Source organism: Streptomyces hokutonensis (assembly GCF_042751305.1).
Lineage (GTDB): Bacteria > Actinomycetota > Actinomycetes > Streptomycetales > Streptomycetaceae > Streptomyces > Streptomyces hokutonensis_A.
The window spans coordinates 21,837-42,948 of the sequence record NZ_JBHYWD010000023.1 but is presented as its reverse complement, the minus strand read 5'-3'; the positions used below and the strand labels follow the sequence as shown (position 1 = coordinate 42,948).

Genomic DNA, 21,112 nt, shown 5'->3' with positions numbered 1-21,112 from the left:
GTGTGAACGCAACCACGCCTGGTCCCGAGAGCACCCCCGCTCCTGGCCGTATCGTCCTGCTCACCACCAGCCACCGTGTCGCCCCCGGCCTGCTGTCCTGGCCCGCCTGGGAGGCGCTGCGCACCGCCGACCGCGTGCTGTGTGCGGACGCCGCGCATCCGCAGCTGCCGTATCTGAGCGAGGCCGGCATAACCGTCGTCGAGGCGTCCCCGACCGCCGAGGAACTGGTCGCCGCCTGCGCCGGCGGCCACACCGTGGTCGTCGTCGCCACCGGCGAGGGTGAACCCGCGCTGACCGACGGCCTGGCCCGCCTCGCCGGCTCCGGCCGCGTCCAGATGCCCGAACTGGAACTCCTCCCCGCCTCCTACGACCTCCCGGGCGCCCGCCTCCTCGACCTCGTCCAGGTCATGGACCGCATCCGCGCCGAGTGCCCGTGGTCCTCCCAGCAGACCCACAAGGGCCTGGCGAAGTACGGCATCGAGGAGGCGTACGAACTCGTCGAGGCGATCGAGGAGGGCGACCGCGACGAACTGCGCGAGGAGTTGGGCGACGTGCTCCTCCAGGTCGTCTTCCACGCCCGCATCGCGGAGGAGGACCCCGACACCCCCTTCTCCATCGACGACGTGGCCGGCGGCATCGTCACCAAGCTGATCCACCGCCACCCGCACGTCTTCGGCGACGAGACCGCGTCAACTCCCGAGGAGGTGAAGGCACATTGGCTGCGCACGAAGGCCGAGGAGAAGCGCCGCACCTCTATTACCGAGGGCGTCCCCATGGGCCAGCCTGGTCTGGCTTTGGCGGCGAAGCTGGCATCGCGGGTGCGGACGGCGGGACTTGAGGTGCCGCTGCCGGAGGCGGAAAACGACCTCGGCTACGAGTTGCTCGCGCTGGCTGTGCGTGCCGAGGCCGAGGGCGTGGATCCGGAGGCTGCGTTGCGGGCGGCGGGGCGGGCTTATCGGGATGCGATCAGAGGAGTTGAGGGGCGGATCTGAGGGGGTGGTCTCAGTACCGTTGGCTCAGGACGGTTTCGGGTGTGGGGGAGCGCGTGGACGACGGGGAGTTGGAACGGCTGGCCGATGAGGCGGTCGACGTGCTGGTGTGGGGTTTGGGAGCGCCCGGCTGGACGGAGTGGGGGGCGGTCCGGGCCGAGTTCGTCGTCTGGTTCGGCCGGCGCGGACTGGACGCGTATGCGCAGGACCTCGCCGCCGTCAACGGGGGGAGGAGCGGAGCGGCCCCCAGCATGGCGCAGATGGCGCTGTGGCGTCGTCAACTGCTTGAGGGAATCCGACGGTCGTCCAATCCCATGGCGACCGACGAACTCCGTGCCCTCATCGATCGGTTCGGCCCGAACGCGCTGGTCCCACCCAAAGACGTAGCGCTTCTCGATGCAGGCCAACCGACTAGCCCGCCCTCACTGTCCGAGCCCACCGACCGAGACCACATCGACTTCCGCGGTGCCACCTTCAACGGGCAGGTCATCGGCGTCCAGCACGTGCGCGGCGCGTATACCGGCCCGCCCCCGGACGACACCCAACACGGCCCGCTGGACTGGCCGTTGGCGAAGGACATCGAGCCGCGTACACACGGGGTGCGGCCGACCCGGAGAGTGAAGGGGCTGCCCGCGCTGCCGCCCTATGTGCGCAGGGACCAGGACGGGATGGTCAACTCGGCGTTGGAGCAGGCGAGTTCGGAGGGCGGGTTGGTGGTCGTCCTCGGGCCGGCGTATGCGGGCAAGTCGCGTACTGCGCTGGCCGCGCTGGCTCAAGTGCTCCCCGACCGCCCGGTGTTCGTGCCTACCCAGCACGAGGGACTGCGGAAGCTGCCCGCACTGTTGCGGGGTCAGGCGGAGCGGTGTGTCGTCTGGCTGGACGACCTCGATGACCATCTGGGACCCGGTGGCCTGGAGCCGCGCCTGATGGCCCAACTGACCGGTCTGGAAGCGGTCGTACTGGCGACGATGCGGGAGGAGGCGTACGAGAAGTATGTCGGGACGTCTCCGAAGGGCCGGTTGCTGAGTCTGGCGCAGCTTGTCGAACTTCCCCGCGCCTGGGGGACGGCCGAACTGGAGCGTGCGGGGGAGACGGAGGACCCCCGGCTTGCTGAGGCGGCCCGCGAGTGCGGCACGGTGGGCGTCGCCACCTACCTCGCCATCGGGCCCCGCCTCTGGAACGACTGGCAGCTCGCCCCGAACCGTGAACGGCATCCCCGCGCCTACGCGTTGGTGCGAGCGGCGGTTGATCTGGCCCGGTGCGGACTGAAGGGACCTTTGCCGCAGGACCTGTTGGAGAAGGTGCACGAGGGGTACGGCGTCGCGGGGCTGGAGCGGGAGTCTCTCGACGACGCCTGGGAGTGGGCCGGGCGGAAGCGGTACGGGGTGCTGCGCACGCTCAGATGCTGTGAAGGGGAGAAGGGGCTGTTCGGAGGCGTGCTGCCGTATTTCGTGCACACGGCGGAACAGGACGAGACGTTTCCGCCCGTCGCCGAATGGGTGTGGGGCTGCGCGCTGGAGGCGGCACAGGCGAACCCGGCGGCGTACGACGTCGACAGCGTCGTTGCCGGGGCACGGGAGGCGTATCTCCGCGAGGCCGAGACGGGGAATGGGTGGGCCATGCACTCTCTGGGCTTGCTCGAAGAGAGCCTCGGAGAAGGGGAGAGGGCCGAGTCTTGGTTCCGGCGGGCGGCGAAGGCGGGGCAGACAGAGTCCGCCAGGCACCTCGGGCGGCTGTTCGTGGAGCGCGGCGAGAGCAGGGAGGCGGAAACCTTCCTGGAGTTGGCCGCCCAGGACGGGGACGGTGACGCGGCGACGCTGCTCGGAAAACTCTTGTTGGAGCGGGCTGAACGGTGGCTGAGGGCCGGGGCCCAGGAGGGGAACCCGGAGGCCGCGCACCGCTTGGGCGATGTGCTCCTTGGAAAGGCGGACGTCGATGCCGTGGGCGAGTACTACGGCGCGGCGGCGAGGGCGGGATACACCGGGGTCGCCCTGAGCATGGGCTTGTGTCATCTCTTGTACAACCAGCGCGAAAAGGCCGAGGTATGGCTGGGGCGCGCGGCGAGGGACGGCGACGAGCGGGCACGTTACCTGCAACGATTCTTGAAGTATGAGCCGGAGTCCTTGGCAGACACCGAGACATACTTCGCGGACAACGCCGAGTGGCTCCTCGACATCGCCCACTACGGCGTCGTACTGGAGAAGCAGGGCCACCTCGACAAGGCCCGTGAACAGTACGAGAAGGCCTACAAGTCCGGCGACTCCTACGGCGCCTATCGCCTCGCCAACCTCCTCGAAAAGCAGGGCAAGCACGACGAGGCGGCGACCTGGTCCCGCAAAGCCGCCGACATGAGTCCCCCCGCCACCCCGGATACCGTCAAGGAGTGACAGACCAGCCGCACCCCCACCCCTCCGCCCCTGTACCCGCCCCCGAACTCTTCACCTGGGAGTTCGCCACCAACCCCTACCCCGCCTACGCCTGGCTCCGTGAGCACGCTCCCGTGCACAAGACACGGCTCCCCAGCGGAGTAGAAGCCTGGTTGGTCACGCGCTACGTCGACGCCAAGCTCGCGCTCGCCGACCCCCGGCTGTCCAAGAACCCCGCGCATCACGACGAACCGGCGCACGCCAAGGGCAAGACCGGTATCCCGGGTGAGCGCAAGGCCGAGTTGATGACGCATCTGCTCAACATCGACCCGCCGGACCACACCCGGCTCCGACGGCTGGTCAGCAAGGCGTTCACACCCCGCCGGGTGGCCGAATTCGCGCCCCGTGTGCAGGAGTTGACGAACGACCTCATCGACCGGTTCGCAGCGGACGGCTCCGCCGACCTCATCCACGACTTCGCCTTCCCGCTCCCCATCTACGCCATCTGCGACCTGCTCGGCGTCCCGCGCGAGGACCAGGACGACTTCCGGGACTGGGCGGGCATGATGATCCGGCACGGGGGCGGACCGAGGGGTGGAGTCGCGCGGTCCGTGAAGAAGATGCGTACCTATCTCGCCGACCTCATCCACCGCAAGCGCGCGGCCCTCTCCGACGCCCCTGCCCCGCGCCCCGGCGAGACCTCCCCGGGCACCCCGGACCCCGCCCCCACCGAAGACCTCATCTCCGCCCTCATCCGCGCCTCCGACCAGGGCGAGCACCTCACCGAGAACGAAGCCGCCGCGATGGCCTTCATCCTGCTCTTCGCCGGGTTCGAGACGACCGTCAACCTCATCGGCAACGGCACGTACGCCCTCCTCACCCACCCCGAGCAGCGCGCCCGCCTGGAGAAGTCCCTGGCCGCCGGCGAACACGGCCTCCTCGAAACCGGCGTCGAGGAACTCCTGCGCTACGACGGCCCGGTGGAGCTGGCGACCTGGCGCTTCGCCACCCGCCCCCTCACTCTCGGCGGGCAGGACATCGCGGCGGGCGACCCCGTACTCGTCGTACTGGCCGCCGCGGACCGCGATCCGGAGCGGTTCGCCGACCCGGACGTCCTCGACCTCGGGCGGCGTGACAATCAACACCTCGGATACGGCCACGGCATTCACTACTGCCTCGGCGCCCCGCTCGCCCGCCTGGAGGGACAGACCGCGATCGCCACGCTCCTCACCCGCCTGCCGGACCTTCAACTGGCCGCGGACCCGGCCGACTTGCGCTGGCGCGGCGGTCTCATCATGCGCGGACTGCGCACCCTCCCCGTGGAGTTCACGCCACGGGCGGGCACACCAACCCCGTAGACACCGCCGTAGACCCGGACCGAACAGGGCATCTCGTTCCGTAAACCCGAAGATGACAGTTCCTCAACTCTGTGATCTTCACGTGATCTACGTGGCATTAACTTGTGACGAGTGATCGACTGCGGCTACGTTCGAATACCAGCGCGACGCCCCGCATCATCCGTCGCGCGCTCCCCCCAGTCGTCACGCGAAAGGCCTCCGCATGCTCTCCGGGAACGGTCGTCACCGTCGCCCCCGTCAGGCTCCGGCAATCCTCGTCGCGGCCGGCGTGACCGGCTCCGCCATCGCCATCCCGCTCCTCGGCGCCGCCGCGGCGAACGCCGCCGACGGCACCACCTGGGACAAGGTGGCCGAGTGCGAGACCGGCGGCTCCTGGAGCCAGAACAGCGGCAACGGCCACTACGGCGGTCTCCAGCTGACCCAGGACGACTGGAGCAAGTACGGCGGTGAGGACTACGCGCCGACCGCCGACCTCGCCAGCCGCTCCCAGCAGATAGCCGTCGCCGAGAAGATCCTCGACGCCAAGGGCACCTCCGAGTGGGTCACCTGCGCGCTGGTCGCCGGCCTCACCACGACCTCGGGTTCGACGAACGTCGACACCGGCCTCGCGAGCGACTCGCCGTCCACCGGCGCCACGGACTCTTCGGGCTCCTCGGGTTCCTCGGACTCCGACGGCTCCTCCGGATCGTTCGGGCTGTCCGACTCCAGCAATACCGATCCGACCCCCTCCGATTCGGCCGGCACCTCCGACGGCGACTCGCAGAACCCCACCCCCTCCGCGACGGACAACCCCGCCAAGTCCGACAAGTCCACCACTCCGTCGACGGACGACAGCTCGGCCACCGTCTCGCCGAAACTCGACGAATCGGACAACTCGAAGCAGGCGGTGGGCAAGTGGAGCCTCGTCGACACCGGCGCGCTCGGTGACTCGGCCGATCAAGGAAGCGACCAGGGTGTCGAGCAGCAGACCACCGGCAAGCACCGCGGAGCGAGCGCCGACGAGAGTTCCGGGAAGGGTGCGGTGCCGCAGACGTACACCGTCCGCGCCGGCGACTCCCTCGCGTCGATCGCCGACTCCCTTGGCTTCGACGGCGGATGGCGCGCGCTCTACGCCGAGAACAAAAAGGTGATAGGCGCCGATCCGTCCACTGTCGTCGCCGGTCAGACCTTGGACGTCAGTGCTGAAACGGGCGGAAAGTAGCAGCAAAACAGCGGCAGTTCCCGTCATGCTTCGCGTTGAATGTCCGGTTTGATCAAAGTGTGGGATGAGTCTCAGAAGCCCTGATCGTCTTTGAAATTCCGGCGATTCCGTGTCTACGGTCAAGGCCGCTCGTCACCACGAGCCCCGGCTGCCGCACACGCCGAGTCCTGCCAGCGGCCTCCGGGAACATTCGTCGCGTCAAGCGCCGTAGGCAGGAGCGGGGGACCCAAGGTAAGTGCCGGGCCCGGGAGTTGAGAGACGACCGGAACCGGCTTGGGGTTAAGCCGCGCACCGAGAGGTGTGCGGCCGGGCAACTCACACGGCCCGAACCCGACAGCTCACCTCGTAGGCGTCGGTGAGGGGATTGGGATTTTCCATGCTGTTTTCCAGCAAGGGCAAGCACCGCCGTCCGTCCAAGGCCACCCGCGTCGCCACGCTCGCCGGCGTGACCGGCGTCGCCATCGCCGCCCCGCTCATGGCGGTCGGCAACGCCTCCGCCGCCACCGCGTCCGAGTGGGACACGGTCGCCAGCTGCGAGTCCGGCGGCAACTGGTCGATCAACACCGGCAACGGCTACTACGGCGGTCTGCAGTTCTCCGCCTCGACGTGGGCCGCGTACGGCGGCACCGCCTACGCCTCCACCGCGAACCAGGCCTCCAAGTCGCAGCAGATAGCCGTGGCCGAGAAGGTTCTCGCCTCCCAGGGCAAGGGTGCCTGGCCCGTCTGCGGCACCGGCCTCTCCGGCGCCAGCTACTCCGGCGGCAGCTCCAGCTCGTCGAGCGGCTCGAACAGCTCCTCCAAGAGCACCACCGAGCGCTCCACGTCCAACACGACCGCCTCGCGCTCCGCCGAGCGCCCGGCCGCCAAGAAGACCGTCACCACCCCGACCGGCAAGAAGGTCAAGAAGGGTGACGGCGAGTACAAGGTCGTCAAGGGCGACAGCCTCAGCGCCATCGCCGAGAAGCACAAGGTGAAGGGCGGCTGGCAGCAGCTGTTCAAGCTGAACAAGGACATCATCGACGACGCCGATGTCATCTACCCGGGTCAGCAGCTGCACCTTAAGTAGCACTCAGCTGAACCACAGCGCCCTCACATCCGTGGACTCCATCATGGAGACCTCGTGAGGGTCACCCCCGTCCCCCACGGGCTCCCCGCTCCGGTGCGTGTTCCCCCGTACGCACCGGGGCGGGGCTTTTTTGTGCCCCGCTTCTGCAAGCCGCGCGCATTTTTGCCGGACTCTTTGTTCCGTTCGGAAACAATTTACTCTCGGTTCTGTCCATCAGGCGGCCGACCGGATGGCCAATCGCCCGGAGCCGGTTAGGCTCGTCTCGCAGAGCCGCTGCGGTGTTGCCGTAGCCGCGTCAGACCCCAAGAAGGAGATGCTCGTGCCGTCCATCGACGTCGTCGTAGCCCGGGAAATCCTGGACTCCCGAGGCAACCCCACGGTCGAGGTCGAGGTCGGCCTCGACGACGGCAGCACGGGTCGTGCCGCCGTTCCGTCCGGCGCCTCCACGGGTGCCTTCGAAGCCATCGAGCTGCGTGACGGCGACCCCAACCGCTACGGCGGCAAGGGTGTCGAGAAGGCCGTCCTCGCCGTCATCGAGCAGATCGGCCCGGAGCTCGTCGGCTACGACGCCACCGAGCAGCGCCTGATCGACCAGGCCATGTTCGACCTGGACGCCACCGACAACAAGGGCTCGCTCGGCGCCAACGCCATCCTCGGCGTCTCCCTCGCCGTCGCGCACGCCGCCTCCGAGGCCTCCGACCTCCCCCTCTTCCGCTACCTGGGCGGCCCGAACGCGCACCTGCTGCCCGTTCCGATGATGAACATCCTGAACGGCGGCTCGCACGCCGACTCGAACGTGGACATCCAGGAGTTCATGATCGCCCCGATCGGCGCGGAGTCCTTCTCCGAGGCGCTGCGCTGGGGCGCCGAGGTCTACCACACCCTCAAGAAGGTGCTGAAGACCAAGGGCCTGTCCACCGGCCTCGGCGACGAGGGCGGCTTCGCCCCGAACCTGGAGTCCAACCGCGCCGCCCTCGACCTCATCCTCGAGGCCATCAAGCAGGCCGGTTACATCCCCGGCGAGCAGATCGCGCTCGCGCTCGACGTCGCCGCGTCCGAGTTCTACAAGGACGGCAAGTACGAGTTCGAGGGCAAGTCCCGCTCGGCCGCCGAGATGACCGAGTACTACGAGGAGCTCGTCTCCGCGTACCCGCTCGTCTCCATCGAGGACCCGCTGTACGAGGACGACTGGGCCGGCTGGAAGGTCATCACCGACCGCCTCGGCGACAAGGTCCAGATCGTCGGCGACGACCTCTTCGTCACCAACCCCGAGCGCCTCGCCCGCGGCATCGAGGAGGGCACCGCCAACGCCCTGCTCGTCAAGGTGAACCAGATCGGCTCGCTGACCGAGACCCTGGACGCCGTCGAGATGGCCCAGCGCAACGGCTTCAAGTGCATGATGTCCCACCGCTCCGGCGAGACCGAGGACGTCACCATCGCCGACCTCGCGGTCGCGGTGAACTGCGGCCAGATCAAGACCGGCGCCCCGGCCCGCTCGGACCGCGTCGCCAAGTACAACCAGCTGCTCCGCATCGAGGAGATCCTCGACGACGCGGCGGAGTACGCGGGCCGCTCCGCTTTCCCGCGCTTCAAGGGCTGACCCTCCCAGGGTTCCACCGGGTCAATCCTTAGCCAGTCGTACGTACGTCCCCGCACCCGGTCCCGTACCGTGTGCGGGGACGTACGCACGTGTGAAGGGGAGGCGGGACATGGCCGTGAAGGACCGGGACCGGTTCTCCACCGCGACCAGGCTCAAGCTGCTCGGCGAGCAGACGGCGGCCCGTGTCTACCGTTCCCAGACCAAACGGCAGGCCCGCCGCTCCCGGCTCACCGGCCGGGCGGCCCTCCTCGCCCTGGTGCTCTGCTCGCTGATCGTGGCGCTGGCGTACCCGATAAGGCAGTACGTCTCCCAGCGCGCCGAGATCTCCGAGCTGGAGCGGCAGCAGGAGCAGGCCCGGCAGCGCGTCGAGCAGCTCCGCGACCTCAAGGCACGCTGGCAGGACGACTCGTACGCCGAGCAGCAGATCCGGCAGCGGCTGCACTACGTGATGCCCGGTGAGACGGGCTACATCGTGATCGACCCGGACGCGGCCAAGCAGTCGCGCGCCGAGCTGGGGGCGGCCGACCGCCCCTGGTACTCGAACGTCTGGGACGGCGTCGACAAGTCCGACGCCTCCGACCAGTGAGAACCACCAGCGAGCACTGACCCATAGAAAGACGTCCTGAAGACAGTCATGGAAACGCCCCCGCCGTCCACTCCGCGCACCGAGCCCACCGACGCGGATGTCGAGGCCTTCAAGCAGCAGCTCGGGCGTCCGCCGCGCGGCCTGCGCGCGATCGCGCACCGCTGCCCGTGCGGACAGCCCGACGTGGTGGAGACGGCCCCCCGCCTCCCCGACGGCACGCCCTTCCCGACGACGTACTACCTGACGTGCCCGAAGGCCGCCTCGGCGATCGGCACGCTCGAGGCGAACGGCGTCATGAAGGAGATGACGGCCCGGCTGCAGACGGACCCCGAACTGGCCGCCGCGTACCGTGCCGCGCACGAGGACTACATCGCGCGCCGCGACGCCATCGAGGTCCTGGAGGGCTTCCCGAGCGCGGGCGGCATGCCGGACCGCGTGAAGTGCCTGCACGTCCTCGTGGGCCACTCCCTGGCCGCGGGCCCGGGCGTCAACCCGCTCGGCGACGAGGCCCTCGCGATGCTGCCGGAGTGGTGGGCGAAGGGCCCGTGCGTACAGCCGCTGGCGGCACCGGACCCGGCCGACGAGGTCTCGGACCCCACCACGATCCGCAGCACCTTTTTCTCCGAAGTCCCGTTGCTCGACGACGGCTTCAGCCGGGTCGCGGCGGTCGACTGCGGTACGAACTCCATCCGGCTGCTCGTCGCGGACGTGAACCCGGCCACGGGTGAACTGCGGGAGCTGGACCGGCGGATGACGATCGTGCGGCTAGGCCAGGGCGTGGACAAGACCGGCAGGCTGGCCCCCGAGGCGCTGGAGCGGACGTTCGCGGCCTGCCGTGAGTACGCGGAGGTGATCCGGGAGAAGGGCGCCGACAAGGTCCGCTTCGTGGCCACGTCGGCCTCCCGGGACGCCTCGAACCGCGAGGACTTCGTCCGGGGCGTCCTGGACATCCTGGGCGTCGAGCCGGAGGTGATCACCGGCGAGGAGGAGGCGGAGCTCTCCTTCACGGGCGCGACCAAGGAACTGACGGGCCGCGACGACCTGGCCCTCGCGAAGCCCTACCTGGTCGTGGACATCGGCGGTGGCTCCACGGAGTTCGTGGTCGGCGACGACCAGGTCCGTGCCGCCCGCTCCGTGGACATCGGCTGCGTCCGTATGACGGAGCGCCACCTCGTCACCGACGGCAAGGTCACGGACCCGCCGACCCCGGAGCAGGTGGCGGCGATGCGCGCCGACATCGAGGAGGCTCTCGACCTCGCCGCGAAGACGGTCCCGCTCCGCGAGGCCCGCACCCTGGTCGGCCTGGCCGGCTCGGTCACCACGGTCTCGGCGATCGCCCAGAACCTCCCCGAGTACGACACGCAGGCCATCCACCACTCCCGCGTCTCCTACGACCGCGTCCGCGAGATCACGGACTCCTTGCTGAAATCCACCCACGCCGAACGCGCCGCGATCCCGTCCATGCACCCGGGCCGCGTCGACGTCATCGGCGCGGGCGCCCTCGTACTCCTCTCGATCATGGAGCGCACGGGCGCTACGGAGGTCGTGGTCAGCGAGCACGACATCTTGGACGGGATCGCGTTCTCTACGGCGGCCGGGTCGCGGTAGGCGGCAATCCTCGACGGGGATCCTCGACGGGATCCTCGACGGGATCGGGACGGGGATCCTCGACGGGATCGGATGGGTCTTCGGCCCGACCGCCTACAGGTTGCGGTACACGTCCCGCCGGGCGCCCACCTTGACGACGAGGATGACGAGTTCGCCATCGTTGATCTGGTAGGCGACCCGGCAGCTTTCGACCCGCAGCCGGTAGAGCCCCGACGGACCGGTGAGCTTCTTGACGTCGGCGTCCTCGCGATACGGGTCGTCACCGAGCGCGGTCAGGGCGGTCAGGATGCGCATGGCGTCGAGTCGGCTGATGGCCCGGAGCTGCCGCTGCGCCGCCGTGGTGAACCGGAACGCGTACTTCACGCGGCGCCTTCACCGTGCTCGGTGAACAGATCCGCCAGCAGCTCGGCCATGGTCACGGTGGGGCCGTTCTCGGCCAGGACCGCTTCGGCCTCTCGGGCCAACATGACGTCGGCCGCCTCTTCCAGGGCTTCGAAGTCCGCGATCGGTACCACGGCAGCCACCGGAGTGCCGTTGCGGGTGATGACCGTCGGGGTGCCTTCCTCGGCCAGGTTGATGCGCTCCGCGAGATGGGCGCGGGCTTCCCGTATGGTCACGGATTCCTCGGTCATGACGTCAGTGTACGCGCATGTGTGTACACATGGTCGAAGTGAACCGGTGATCCGGTGTCGGACGCAGCTGTGGCCGCTCGGGCGGGGTCCGTCCATCCATCGCATGTTACTGTCCAGTAGTCGACGGCTGAGCAGGTCGGACAACGTATGAGCGGGTCCGAGGGGGCCTCGTGAGCCCCTCGGTGACACGCCCGCGGAAAAGTTCGTGAAGTTCTTCACAAGGAATTCGGCCCTGTTGGACGAGGAAAAGGCCCCGGTTGGCCCGTCCGGGGCCCCGGCGGGCTCGGGGGCGTGTCCAGAGGGCCGGTACGGGAGTGATTCGGGGGAGTTTCGGGAGGGTGTCGCGGAGGTGTGGTCCAGGGGGTTCGGCGGGGCAGAGGAGCAGCTCACGCAGCCTTGACAACGGGGCGAACCGCACCGTGGTTCCCCTGGCGCGAGGTGACCTGGATCATGCGAGTCGCGGAGGATAACACAGCCCCTGTGGAAGCTTGTGAAGGGGCGCACGAGCGACCCCCCTGGGGCGGGTGGATACTCGATGCCATGAGCACCACGGAGCGTCCCAGGATCCTCGTAGTAGGCGGTGGGTACGTAGGCCTGTACGCAGCTCGGCGCATTCTCAAGAAGATGCGCTACGGCGAGGCGACCGTCACGGTCGTCGACCCCCGGTCGTACATGACCTACCAGCCCTTCCTCCCCGAAGCCGCCGCCGGCAGCATCTCCCCTCGGCACGTCGTCGTCCCGTTGCGACGCGTGCTGCCGAAGGCGGAGGTCCTCACCGGCCGGGTCACCACCATCGACCAGGACCGCAAGGTCGCCACGATCGCCCCCCTCGTGGGCGAGGCGTACGAGCTGCCTTTCGACTACCTCGTCATCGCGATGGGCGCGGTCTCCCGCACCTTCCCGATCCCCGGCCTCGCCGAACAGGGCATCGGCATGAAGGGCATCGAGGAGTCCATCGGCCTGCGCAACCACGTCCTTGAGCAGCTCGACAAGGCCGACTCCACCACCGACGAGGAGATCCGCCGCAAGGCGCTCACCTTCGTCTTCATCGGCGGCGGTTTCGCCGGTGCGGAGACCATCGGTGAGGTCGAGGACATGGCCCGGGACGCGGCCAAGTACTACAGCAACGTCTCCCGCGAGGACATGCGCTTCGTCCTCGTCGACGCCGCCGACAAGATCCTCCCGGAGGTCGGCCCCAAGCTCGGCCTCTACGGCAAGGAGCACCTGGAGAGCCGCGGGATCGAGATCTACCTCTCGACCTCGATGGACTCCTGCGTCGACGGCCACGTCGTGCTGAAGAACGGCCTCGAGGTCGACTCCAACACGATCGTGTGGACGGCCGGCGTCAAGCCGAACCCCGTTCTCTCCCGCTTCGGCCTGCCGCTCGGCCCGCGCGGTCACGTCGACGCCCAGCCGACCCTCCAGGTCACCGGCACCGACTACATCTGGGCCGCCGGCGACAACGCCCAGGTGCCCGACATCGCCGCCCGCAAGGCCGGCGTCGAGAACGCCTGGTGCCCGCCGAACGCCCAGCACGCGCTGCGCCAGGCGAAGGTCCTCGGCGACAACGTGATCTCCGGTATGCGTGGCTTCCCGCAGAAGGAGTACTCGCACGCCAACAAGGGCGCCGTGGCCGGCCTCGGCCTCCACAAGGGCGTCGCCATGATCGTCATGGGCAAGGTGAAGATCAAGGTCAAGGGCCGTCTCGCCTGGTACATGCACCGTGGCTACCACGGTCTGGCCATGCCGACCTGGAACCGCAAGATCCGCGTCTTCGCCGACTGGACGCTCGCGATGTTCCTCAAGCGCGAGGTCGTCTCGCTCGGCGCCATGGAGAACCCCCGCGAGGAGTTCTACGAGGCCGCCAAGCCGGCCCCGGCCCCGGCCGCCGCCGCGAAGACGGAGGAGAAGGCCAAGGCCTCCTGACCCCCTCCGGTCACCTCCGAAGTACGCCCGAAGGGGCCGTCCGCCATCCGTGGTGCGGGCGGCCCCTTCGGCGTTCCCGGCATTCCCGGCGCCCCGCATCTACATGTCCTCTACATCTGTTTTGCCTACTCGTAATGCTCAAGCAGGACTGCGAGCGGGCCTGGCCGGTGTTTACGTAGTGATGGACAATTCCGGGATCCGCGTCACGGAGGTGTGCGCCATGGCTGATGCCGCGCTGCGGCTCAAATCCCTCTTCGAGCAGCTGCTGGGTACCCCCGTCCCGGTGCGCATCCGCGCCTGGGACGGTTCCGAGGCGGGGCCGCCCGATGCGCCGGCCCTGGTCGTACGCAATCGCCGCGCCCTGCGCCGACTCCTGTGGAAGCCAGGGGAACTCGGAATGGCGCGTGCCTGGGTCGCCGGAGACCTGGACATCGAGGGCGACCTGTACGCGGCCCTGGACGCGATGTCCACGCTGGTGTGGGAGCGCGGTGCCGACGCCCGGGGACTCGCCCAGGCCCTGCGCGACCCCGAGGTGCGCTCCGCCGCCCGCGGCCTGGTGAAGCTCGCCGGACTCCCGCTGCCGCCCGCCCCGCCCCCGGAGGAGGTCCGCCGCAGCCGCGCCCACCTCCACACCAAACGCACCGACAAGCGGGCCATCAGTCACCACTACGACGTCGGCAACGACTTCTACGAGATCGTCCTCGGCCCCTCGATGGTCTACTCGTGCGCCTACTGGGAGTCCCCTGACGGCACCCTGGAGGACGCCCAGCGCGACAAGCTCGAACTCATCTGCCGCAAGCTGGAGTTGACGTCCGGTCAGCGGTTGCTGGACGTCGGCTGCGGCTGGGGTTCGATGGCGATCCACGCGGCCCGCGAGTACGGCGTGAGCGTCGTCGGCGTGACCCTCTCGCAGGAACAGGCGGCCTACGCCCGTAAGCGTGTCGCCGAGGAGGGGCTCACCGACAAGGTCGAGATCCGCGTCCAGGACTACCGCGACGTCACCGACGGGCCCTACGACGCCATCTCCTCCGTCGGCATGGCCGAACACGTGGGCTCCGCACGGTACTTGGAGTACGCGAGGGTTCTCTACGCACTGCTCGGACCGGGCGGGCGGCTGCTCAACCACCAGATCGCCCGCCGCCCGTGGCAGGACGAATCGGCGTACGACATCGACGAGTTCATCGACGCGTACGTCTTCCCCGACGGCGAACTCGCCCCGGTCGGCACCACCGTGACCCAGCTGGAGAGCGCCGGGTTCGAGGTGCGGGACGTCGAGGCGATCCGCGAGCACTACGGGCTCACCCTGCGCCGCTGGGTCGCCAACCTGGAGGCCGAGTGGCGGCGCGCGGTCGGGCTCGTCGGCGCCGGACGGGCCCGGGTGTGGCGGCTCTACATGGCGGCCTCCGCGCTCGGCTTCGAGCGCAACCGCATAGGAGTCAACCAGGTGCTGGCCGTCAAGACCCCCGAACCGGGCGGCTCCGGAATGCCGTTGCGCGCCCGCACCTGGAACTGAGCAAACGGCAAGGGGCCCTGTTCCGCATCGGAACAGGGCCCCAAGTCGTCTACGGCTACTCGGACTTGATGGCCGACAGCATGTTCAGCTTCGCCGCCCGCCGGGCCGGCCACAGGGCCGCCAGGACGCCGACCGTGCCCGCCAGGAGCAGGAAGAGCGCCATCCGTGCCCAGGGGACGACCAGTTCGTAGGTCGCCATCTTCGAGCCGATCAACTCACCGGCCGCCCAACCGAAGAAGACGCCCAGGCCGATGCCGAGCACCCCGCCGAAGAGCGAGATGACCAGGGACTCCAGGCGGACCATCCGCTTGATGCCCTTGCGGTCCAGGCCGATCGCGCGCAGCATCCCGATCTCCTGCGAGCGCTCGAAGACCGACATGGCAAGGGTGTTGATGACCCCGAGGACCGCGACGATCACCGCCATGGCGAGCAGGCCGTAGACCATGTTGAGGATCAGGGTGAAGACCTGCGCGATGCTGTTCGAGAGGTCCTTCTTGTCCTGGACCTTGACCGCCGGGTTGGAGCCGAGGGCCTTCTCCAGCTTGTCCTTCGTCGAACTCGACGCGCCGTCCGCCGTCTTGACCAGGATCTGCATGTCGGCCGGGTCGGTCTGGTGCGGGGCGAGCGTCGCGTTGTCGAGCATGATGCCGCGGATCAGCGCGTTGCCCTCGTAGACCGCGGAGACGGTCAGCTGCTGCGCCTTGCCGTCCTCGTAGTGCGTGGTGAAGGTCGAACCGGCCTTCCAGCCATGGGACTTGGCCGTGTCGTCGTCCACGACGACCTCGGTGCCGGCGACCTTGAAGGTGCCGCTGTCGACCTTGAGATCGGTGAGCTTGCCGATCGCGGAGCCGTTGACCCCGGTGAGGAACTCGGTCTCGCCGTCGATGCGCGAAGGGGCGTTGCGCAGCGGACTGGTGGCGGTGACGCCGGAGGTGGTGGTGAGGGTCTTGTCGACGTCGGCGGAGAGTTCGTTGCCGTTGGCCATCGAGACGATGTAGTCGGCGCTGATCGCGGACGAGGCCATCCTGTCGATCGCCTGCTGGAGGCTGCCCGCCATCACCGTCATGCCGGTGATGAGGGTGAGGCCGATCATCAGCGCGGAGGCGGTGGCGGCCGTACGGCGCGGGTTGCGCACCGAGTTCTGGCGGGCCAGCTTGCCCGAGATCCCGAAGATCCGCAGGACCGGAGCCGCGGCCGCGATCAGCGGGCGGGACAGCAGCGGGGTCAGGATGAACACGCCGATGATGAGGAGTACGGCGCCGATCCCCATGGGGGCCTGGCCGTCCGAGCCGTTCATCGTCGTGGCCGCGATGACGACCGCGACGCCCGCGCCGGAGAACAGCGCGCCGAGCGTGTTGCGCAGCACCAGCGACTTGGTGGTGGCCGTCGCGTGCACGCTGCTCATCGCGGCGACCGGCGGGATCTTCGCGGCCCGGCGGCCGGGCAGCCAGGCGGCGAGCATGGTGATGAGGATGCCGACCGCGAGGGCGCTCAGGACCGTGCCCGAGGTGATGATGAGCGGCCCGTCCGGGACGGTCGCGCCGATCGTGCCCATCAGCGCGCGCAGCCCGGCGCCGATGCCGATACCGGCGACCAGACCCGCCACCGCGGCGACCGCGCCGACCACGAACGCCTCAAGCAGCACCGACCGCGTCACCTGGCGGCGGGAGGCGCCGACCGCGCGCAGCAGCGCCAGTTCCTTGGTGCGCTGGGCGACCAGCATGGTGAAGGTGTTGGCGATGATGAACGTGCCGACGAAGAGCGCGATGCCCGCGAAGACCAGCAGTCCCGACTTCAGGCCGCTCATCGAGGAGGCGATCGTCTTGGCCTGGTCGTCGGCGAGCCTCTGGGCGGTGGTGGTCTCCGTCTGACCCTTGGGCAGGGCCTGGTCCAGCGCGGACTTCAGCGCCGCCTGACTCGTCCCGGCCGCCGCCTTCACATCGATCTCGTCGTACGTCCCCGCCTTGCCGAACAGCTTCTGCGCGGTGGCCGTGTCGAAGAGGGCGAGGCTGCCGCCGGCGGCGACGTTGCCGTCGTCGGTGGTGAAGATGCCGGTGATCTTCGGGGACAGCACCGGCCCGTCGACCGACAGCCGTACGGTGTCGCCGACCTTGTACCCGGCGCGCTTCGCGGTCTCGGAGTCGATCGCGACCTCGCCCGAACCGTGCGGTGCGGTACCGGACTTGAGGGGATAGCGGGCGTCCTTGTCCCCCGAGTAGTTGCCGCCCTCGGACTGGAAGCCGCCGCCGATGAGCTTGCCCTTCTTGTCGGCGATGGCGGTGAAGCCGTTGACGACTCCGGTCGCGGACGCGGCGCCCGGCACCTTCGCGCTGGTGTCCAGCATGGCCTGGGTCAGCTCGGGCGTCTTGCCGACCGTGTCGCCCTTGCTGTCCTGGGACTTGGGCCGCACGGCGACGTCGACCTGGTCGAAGCCCTTGGCCGAGCTGTTCTGGAAGGCGTTCGAGATGGTGTTGGTGAAGACCAGGGTCCCCGACACGAACGCGACGCCGAGCATCACGGCGAGCACGGTCATGAGGAGCCGGGTCTTGTGCGCGAGTACGTTGCGCAAGGCGGTTCGGAACATGGGTCTACTCAGTCCAGGGGTACGAGGGGTGGGCCGGGCGGCGAAGTCGGTTACTGGTGCTGCGAGTTGAGAGACCGTCAAAAGACCTAACTGGTCCGGCCCTTGGCGTCGAACCGCTTCATGCGGTCGAGCACCGACTCCGCCGTCGGCTCGAAGACCTCGTCGACGATGCGGCCGTCCGCGAGGAAGACCACGCGGTCCGCGTAGGCCGCGGCCACCGGGTCGTGGGTCACCATGACGACCGTCTGCCCCAGCTCCCGTACGGAGTTGCGCAGAAAGCCCAGCACCTCGGCGCCGGAGCGCGAGTCGAGGTTTCCGGTCGGCTCGTCACCGAAGATGATGTCGGGGCGGGAGGCCAACGCCCTTGCCACGGCGACGCGTTGCTGCTGGCCGCCGGAGAGCTGGGAGGGCCGGTGCTTGAGCCGGTCGGAGAGACCGATCATCCGGATCACCGAGTCCAGCCACTCCTTGTCGGGCTTGCGGCCCGCGATGTCCATGGGGAGCGTGATGTTCTCCAGGGCCGTCAGCGTGGGCAGCAGGTTGAACGCCTGGAAGATGAAACCGATCTTGTCCCGGCGCAACTTCGTGAGCTGCTTGTCCTTCAGGGAGCCCAGCTCCGTGTCGCCGATCCGGACGGAACCGGACGAGAACGAGTCCAGGCCGGCCACGCAGTGCATGAGGGTGGACTTGCCGGACCCCGAGGGGCCCATGATCGCCGTGAACTCGGCCTGCCGGAAGGAGATCGAGACCTGGTCGAGGGCGACCACCTGGGTCTCGCCCTGTCCGTAGATCTTGGAAAGATCCGTGGCGCGCGCGGCCACTGAGGTGGTCCGGTCGGCGATGGGGGTGGTGGTCACGGAGGGCACTCCTGTCGGGACGACGGTGTTGCTGGGGACGTGTCCCATCCTTCCGGCCGTATCCCGCCGTGTAGTCACCCGCTGTTCCGGTTCCGGAGGCAGCCTTCAGTCGGACTGCACGCGGCGCTGTCATACCTGGGGATGAGAGTCACCCCCGAGCCGGCCCCTGAGTCAGTACCAGGTCAAGAACCGGTGGAGCACCCTCGTTCGGGCGGTGAAATTCCGTCATTCCGCATACAGGCCCCCACAGCGCACGCAAGGCTATTGGCAAGTGCTGATGGCTCTTTCCACGGTCTGATGAACCCTCAGACATCAATAAAATAAGACAACATCGGTACGCCCGCCCGCTGTTGGGGAGACGCGCCCCGATAGGCTCGGGACCTCGATGCGGAGCCCACGGCCTGCCCGGATGGTGGAATGCAGACACGGCGAGCTTAAACCTCGCTGCCCCTTCGCGGGCGTGCCGGTTCAAGTCCGGCTCCGGGCACTATCGTGGTCACTGACTGTGACCTGCGGGAACTTCCTGTTATCGCCGTCGCTCGTTCGTGGCGCGAGAACACGGCGAGAACACGGGCACCTACGTTGCGGTCATGGTGTCAGTGCGTCCACGCGAAGCAAGGCCGGCGAAGTCGCTGTCCGGCTGGTGAAGTGGCGTACGGGCATTGGCGGGGCTGCCTCGCAGCAGACGGAGCGGTTCGACCCCGACGAGGCGCACCGCACTACGACGCCCCCGGCAATCTGGACGTGGCCTGCGGCACCGGCCGTCACACCGCCCACCTGCACGGACTCGGCCACCGGGTCACCGGCGTCGACGCCTCCCCGGACATGCTCGCCCGGCCCCGCGAGCGCCTCCCGGACGTCGACTTCCGCGAGGCCGACCTGCACCGGCTCCCGCTTCCCGGCGACGCGGTCGACACCGTCGTATGCGCGCTCGCCCTGACCCATGTCCCCGAACTGTCCCCGGTATCAAGGGAGTTCGCGCGCGTCCTGCGCCCCGGCGGACACCTCGTCATCTCGGACGCCCATCTGCTGTCGTCCTGTCTCCGGCCGACCCTGCCCCGCCGCCCCGGCCCGGACGGCCGCGCGCCCCTCCTCGCCGGGTACCACCGTCCACTCAGCGACTACCTCAGCGCGGCCCTCCCGCTGGGCTTGCAGGTCCACGGCTGCGTGGAGCCCTGGCGTCCCCGCGGCTTCCTCGCCCCTGCCGCCCCGGACCCGCTCCCGACGCACCCGTCCTGGGACCTGCACCACTGGTGCCCGGAGGCGTCGGTCGCGGCCCTGGAGGACTCCCCGCTCGTGGTCGTCTGGCACTTCCGGCTCGCCGCCACCTGAAACGGCTCGCCCTCGGACCGTTGACAGTCCGGCCCGGCCGGTCGGAGACTGAGGCGGAGCAGATAGGTGAAGGAAATTTCACCTCACGAACAAAACTCGAACGAACACACTGAACGGCCCGCACTCGAAGGGACCCCCCGATGCGTACCACCGTCGGCATCATCGGAGCCGGCCCCGCCGGACTCCTCCTCGCCCGGCTGCTGCACAACGCCGGTATCGACTCGGTCGTCCTGGAGAGCCGGGACCGCGAGTACGTCGAGCACCGGCAGCGGGCCGGGATCCTGGAGCAGGGGACCGTCGACGTACTGCGCGAGGCCGGGGCCGGGGAGCGGATGGACCGCGAGGGACTCCGGCACGACGGCATCGAGCTGCGGTTCGACAGGCGGCGGCACCGGGTGGACTTCCCGGCCCTCACCGGCGGCCGCAGCGTGATGGTCTACGCGCAGACCGAGGTGTGCAAGGACCTGATCGCCCTTCAACTCGCGGACGGCGGGCCGCTGTTGTTCGAGGCGGAGGCGCTCGCGGTGGAGGGCGCGGACACCGACAGCCCGCGCGTCCGCTTCCGGCAGCACGGCCGCGAGGACGTCCTCGACTGCGACTACGTCGTCGGCTGCGACGGCTTCTGGGGCGTCGCCCGCAACGCGATCCCCGCCGAACTCACCCGCGTCTTCGAACGGACGTACCCGTACGCCTGGCTCGGCATCCTCGCCGACGTCGCGCCCTCGCACGACGAACTCGTCTACGCCCGCCACGACCGCGGCTTCGCCCTCCTCTCCATGCGCTCCCCCTCCGTCTCCCGTCTCTACCTCCAGGTGGAGACGGACACGGACCCCGAGAGCTGGAGCGACGACGCGATCTGGGACGAGCTGGAGCGCCGGTTCGAGACCGAGGACGGCTGGACGCTCGACCGCGGGCCCATCACCCAGAAGTCGGTCACGCCCATGCGCTCGTACGTCCACGAGCCCATGCGGTACGGCCGGCTCTTCCTCGCCGGCGACGCCGCGCACATCGTGCCGCCCACCGGGGCCAAGGGCCTCAACCTCGCCGTCGGCGACGTCGTCACCTTTGCGCGGGCACTGACGTACAAGAGGAAGACGGGGAGCGAGGAGCGGCTCGACGCGTACTCCGCGACCTGTCTGCGGCGGGTGTGGCAGGCCGAGCGGTTCTCCTACGACATGACGAGCCTCCTGCACCCCGCGCCCGACGCCACGCCCTTCGAGGGGCGGCTCCAGCTGGCCCGGCTGGAACGGATCGCGTCCTCGCGGGCGGCCGAGACGGACCTCGCGGAGGCGTACACCGGGTTCCCCCTGGATGAACCGGATGAACAGGGATAAGGGCCTTCTAAGACGGGCGTCACGGGTTGGTACCAGTGTTCACAGGGGGTGCGGTCCACCGCGTACCTTGGCAGGACGAGGGGAAGATCCTCCCCAAGAGGTAGGGTCAAACTTTTGCCTACCTATTACTCTTGAGGCCAAGGCCGCGCGAGGCGGCCAT

16 protein-coding genes, 1 tRNA gene and 1 riboswitch are annotated in these 21,112 nt (G+C 69.0%); of the genes, 13 read left to right on the top strand and 4 right to left on the bottom strand.

All coding sequences use genetic code 11. The annotated features are described in order from the left end of the window. Positions 1 to 2 precede the first annotated feature (2 nt). The 8 genes from ACFXC1_RS40350 to ACFXC1_RS40315 all read left to right on the top strand — a co-directional run bounded on the left by ACFXC1_RS40350 (position 3) and on the right by ACFXC1_RS40315 (position 10,774). Positions 3 to 992 (top strand): nucleoside triphosphate pyrophosphohydrolase, encoded by a 990-nt coding sequence (locus ACFXC1_RS40350; protein ID WP_381252434.1) that lies wholly within the window; start codon positions 3 to 5, stop codon positions 990 to 992. 41 nt (positions 993 to 1,033) lie between these two features. Beyond that, entirely contained in the window at positions 1,034 to 3,376 is a 2,343-nt protein-coding gene (locus ACFXC1_RS40345; RefSeq protein WP_381252432.1) for a hypothetical protein, read from the top strand. Next, complete coding sequence (locus ACFXC1_RS40340; protein WP_381252430.1) at positions 3,373 to 4,713, top strand: cytochrome P450 family protein; 1,341 nt, start codon at positions 3,373 to 3,375, stop codon at positions 4,711 to 4,713. Before ACFXC1_RS40345 ends, ACFXC1_RS40340 begins: the two co-directional genes overlap by 4 nt. Positions 4,714 to 4,915: 202 nt before the next feature. Continuing rightward, a complete protein-coding gene (locus tag ACFXC1_RS40335; protein ID WP_381252428.1) occupies positions 4,916 to 5,914 on the top strand; it encodes a transglycosylase family protein in 999 nt (332 codons plus the stop codon). A gap of 193 nt (positions 5,915 to 6,107) precedes the next feature. Beyond that, positions 6,108 to 6,281: riboswitch (cyclic di-AMP (ydaO/yuaA leader) on the top strand. Positions 6,282 to 6,290: 9 nt separating this feature from the next. Further along, complete coding sequence (locus tag ACFXC1_RS40330; protein WP_381252426.1) at positions 6,291 to 6,980, top strand: transglycosylase family protein; 690 nt, start codon at positions 6,291 to 6,293, stop codon at positions 6,978 to 6,980. Between the two features lie 313 nt (positions 6,981 to 7,293). Further along, a complete protein-coding gene (gene eno, locus ACFXC1_RS40325) occupies positions 7,294 to 8,580 on the top strand; it encodes a phosphopyruvate hydratase (protein ID WP_381252424.1) in 1,287 nt (428 codons plus the stop codon). A gap of 109 nt (positions 8,581 to 8,689) precedes the next feature. After that, positions 8,690 to 9,166, top strand: coding sequence for an FtsB family cell division protein (locus ACFXC1_RS40320; protein ID WP_381252422.1), 477 nt, complete (start codon positions 8,690 to 8,692; stop codon positions 9,164 to 9,166). A gap of 48 nt (positions 9,167 to 9,214) precedes the next feature. Beyond that, positions 9,215 to 10,774: a DUF501 domain-containing protein gene (locus ACFXC1_RS40315; protein WP_381252420.1), complete on the top strand. Its 1,560-nt coding sequence runs from the start codon at positions 9,215 to 9,217 to the stop codon at positions 10,772 to 10,774. 93 nt (positions 10,775 to 10,867) lie between these two features. Here the strand turns inward: ACFXC1_RS40315 and ACFXC1_RS40310 are convergent, their stop codons facing one another. Together ACFXC1_RS40310 and ACFXC1_RS40305 are read right to left on the bottom strand one after the other, a co-directional pair. Next, entirely contained in the window at positions 10,868 to 11,137 is a 270-nt protein-coding gene (locus ACFXC1_RS40310; protein ID WP_381252418.1) for a type II toxin-antitoxin system RelE family toxin, read from the bottom strand. Continuing rightward, positions 11,134 to 11,406, bottom strand: a complete 273-nt coding sequence (locus ACFXC1_RS40305; RefSeq protein ID WP_381252416.1) for a type II toxin-antitoxin system Phd/YefM family antitoxin — start codon at positions 11,404 to 11,406, stop codon at positions 11,134 to 11,136. Before ACFXC1_RS40305 ends, ACFXC1_RS40310 begins: the two co-directional genes overlap by 4 nt. A 540-nt stretch (positions 11,407 to 11,946) precedes the next feature. Between ACFXC1_RS40305 and ACFXC1_RS40300 the strand changes: the two genes are divergently transcribed. Both ACFXC1_RS40300 and ACFXC1_RS40295 read left to right on the top strand, forming a co-directional pair. Next, a complete protein-coding gene (locus ACFXC1_RS40300; protein WP_381252414.1) occupies positions 11,947 to 13,332 on the top strand; it encodes an NAD(P)/FAD-dependent oxidoreductase in 1,386 nt (461 codons plus the stop codon). Positions 13,333 to 13,552: 220 nt separating this feature from the next. Continuing rightward, positions 13,553 to 14,845, top strand: a complete 1,293-nt coding sequence (locus ACFXC1_RS40295) for a class I SAM-dependent methyltransferase (RefSeq protein WP_381252412.1) — start codon at positions 13,553 to 13,555, stop codon at positions 14,843 to 14,845. A gap of 55 nt (positions 14,846 to 14,900) precedes the next feature. Here ACFXC1_RS40295 and ACFXC1_RS40290 read toward each other — a convergent pair whose 3' ends face one another. After that, positions 14,901 to 17,429, bottom strand: coding sequence for an ABC transporter permease (locus ACFXC1_RS40290; RefSeq protein WP_381252410.1), 2,529 nt, complete (start codon positions 17,427 to 17,429; stop codon positions 14,901 to 14,903). An 86-nt stretch (positions 17,430 to 17,515) separates the two neighbouring features. Beyond that, a complete protein-coding gene (locus ACFXC1_RS40285; RefSeq protein WP_381252408.1) occupies positions 17,516 to 18,286 on the bottom strand; it encodes an ABC transporter ATP-binding protein in 771 nt (256 codons plus the stop codon). A gap of 403 nt (positions 18,287 to 18,689) precedes the next feature. Here ACFXC1_RS40285 and ACFXC1_RS40280 point away from each other — a divergent pair. The 3 genes from ACFXC1_RS40280 to ACFXC1_RS40270 all read left to right on the top strand — a co-directional run bounded on the left by ACFXC1_RS40280 (position 18,690) and on the right by ACFXC1_RS40270 (position 20,952). Then, positions 18,690 to 18,773: transfer RNA gene (locus tag ACFXC1_RS40280), tRNA-Leu, on the top strand. Between the two features lie 257 nt (positions 18,774 to 19,030). Continuing rightward, positions 19,031 to 19,618, top strand: coding sequence for a class I SAM-dependent methyltransferase (locus ACFXC1_RS40275; RefSeq protein ID WP_381252406.1), 588 nt, complete (start codon positions 19,031 to 19,033; stop codon positions 19,616 to 19,618). A gap of 140 nt (positions 19,619 to 19,758) precedes the next feature. Beyond that, a complete protein-coding gene (locus tag ACFXC1_RS40270) occupies positions 19,759 to 20,952 on the top strand; it encodes a 4-hydroxybenzoate 3-monooxygenase (protein ID WP_381252404.1) in 1,194 nt (397 codons plus the stop codon). The last annotated feature ends 160 nt before the right edge of the window (positions 20,953 to 21,112 follow it).